This window comes from Variovorax sp. dw_954, from assembly GCF_018449755.1.
Taxonomy (GTDB): domain Bacteria; phylum Pseudomonadota; class Gammaproteobacteria; order Burkholderiales; family Burkholderiaceae_C; genus Variovorax.
The window spans coordinates 1-2,313 of the sequence record NZ_JAAVVD010000076.1; the positions used below are offsets into that span (position 1 = coordinate 1).

The 2,313-nt window shown below is 62.1% G+C and carries 1 protein-coding gene and 1 pseudogene; both read right to left on the reverse strand.

Annotated features, from left to right (window positions below):
• Positions 1-194: pseudogene (locus HB681_RS37515) on the reverse strand (helix-turn-helix domain-containing protein); the annotation flags it as partial.
• A gap of 1,237 nt (positions 195-1,431) precedes the next feature.
• Positions 1,432-2,313 (reverse strand): HAMP domain-containing sensor histidine kinase (locus tag HB681_RS37520; protein ID WP_213959969.1); only part of this gene is annotated, 882 nt, incomplete at its 5' end.

The window sequence follows — 2,313 nt, forward strand, 5'->3', positions numbered from 1 at the left end:
GCATATCGAATCAACCCTGCCTTCTGTAGCTTGAGTGCACTTCCGGTGACGCCCTCGCGGCGGACGCCGAGCATGTTGGCGATCAGCTCCTGCGTCATCACAAGTTCGTTCCCGTCCAGGCGATCCATGCTCAGAAGTAGCCAGCGGCACAGTTGCTGATCCAGCGAGTGGTGCCGGTTGCACACCGCGGTCTGTGGGACCGCGCCGCAGATGTGAACCTCCGTGGCGTCGCCCGACACGATGTCAACCGCCCCTTGCCGCACTCTCTCAAAGGTACATCTTTGATGGCCTCAACCGACCAATGTTGGATTGCGCCGGGCCTCGTCGATGCGTCGCTGTCTGACGACCCCGATGCAGCGCGAATGCGCAGCGTTCTGCGGCTCCGCACATTGCCTGTTGAGGCACATCGCTCGCAGCAGAAACATCTCGCCGTTGCAGGAGGCAGTGGGGTCCGCTCCGCTGTGCGCAGCGGAGCGCGCGATCCTCCACCGAGGCGCTTGCGGCGGCGGGGTCGGGACGGCGGCGAGCATGGGGGCAACAACGGGCATTCGTTGTTTGTCCGTGCGCACCATGACGATTTCCTTATTGGTGTTGGCCGTAACGCCAACACCCCCCAGCCTTTCCGGCTTGCGCGTCTTGGCAAGGCTCGTCGCTTGTGTCAGCTCCGCTCGCCCACCCGGCAACGCGCCCCCAGCCACAACCGCAGACACCGGCGACGGCTGATTTATGCGGTGTAACGCATACCAGCCAACGAAGCCAACAAACATCGCGCGGCATTGCAAGCATCCAAAGCAGCATGTTTGCGAGTTCGCGGCGTACGTGGCCGCCCGCTCCGACAGGATGACGGGTAGGCGTTGCAATCGTTGGCGCGCTGGGCGGGTTTCTCGCAACGCCTAACGGGTCCCTATAGATGGCGGGCAGCTTGCTCGAGCAGGCCGCGCAGTGCGATGCCCACCGGTGATTCAGGGTTCGACAGAAAGTGCACTTTGCAAGGGCCGTCCTCTCTCCTCGCCACAACAACTCCAGCATGACGCCGAGTTCGCTGAATTCAATGGCAGGCGGCGGACCGACGTTGTTCGTGGGCGATGCATTCATGACGACTCCAATCCGGCACCGAGGAGCGCTCAGCATGGGTGGGCGCCGATGAATCAGCTATCAGCGCCGACAGACTGTCCTCGAGAAGAGTGGAAGGATTCGTAGCATTTGTCCGTACGCCATCGCACATTTGTGCGGGTTGGAATGGACCTCGCCAACTTTTCGGCGACGTGCTGAATCGGAGGCCCGACGACGCCGCGCGTGGGCCTCGCCTGCGCCCGGCGAACACCTTGCTGCACCGACATGGATCAGATAGTTGTCCTCGACCGACAAGCGGAAACGGTGAATAAGTGGCTCAACGTCCGGGGGGGCCAAAGCGGCTGAGCAGGTTGGTCCTCACAAGATCCCGTGGCGCGGCAGGCGGATGGTGAAAACGCAACCGGTGCCCGGCACGTCCCGCACCGTCAGGGTGCCAGAGTTGGCCTCAACGCTTTGGCGCGCAATGGAAAGGCCCAGCCCCAGGCCCGACTTGTCATGGCTGTGCTGACTGAAGGGTGCGAACATTTTTGCAGCACTCCCGGGTGGCAGCCCGCCGCAGTGGTCATCGACTTCGATCAGGACGTGTTCGCCGGACTCATAAGCCGTCAAGGCAACTTCGGTGTTGGCGTGCGTGAACTTGAAGGCGTTCTGCAAAAGGTTTGCCAATGCGGCCAGCAGGAGTTCGCGATTGCCGCGGATGGCAAGCAGTGGATCTACAGCTGGCACCTTGAGGACGCAACCTGCGGCGCTGGCAACGAGTTGGGCCGCGGCATCGGCGTCCTTGATGAACGAGGCGACGGAAAATGTATGGCGCTGTTCAGGCGGGCCACTGCGCACCTCGGCGAGCCCCCGACTGATCAAGCCGCCCATCGTTGACAGACTGCGTTTCAGGACTGTCCCGGTGGCGCCGCCCACAGTCATGTTGCCCAGCTCGAGAGCGTGGATCGCAAGCGTTGCCGTCCCAAGGGCATTGCGCAGTTCGTGAACCAGAAATCCGAAACGCTCATTCGCGTCGAGGCTGTGCTGACGGGCGATTTGCGTATCCCGCTGATAACTGAACTCGGTGACAGCGTCCGCAATGGCATTGTCAAGGCAGCGATTCAGAGTGCGGAATTCGCCAATGGCGAACGGGGCGTCGCGTTCAAAGGCAAGGTCCGTGATCGCCTGGCAAAGGTCGCCATAGTCGTGAACGACCTGGTCCACCGTGTAGCCCAGCTTCAGCAGTTCCTTGCCATGGGC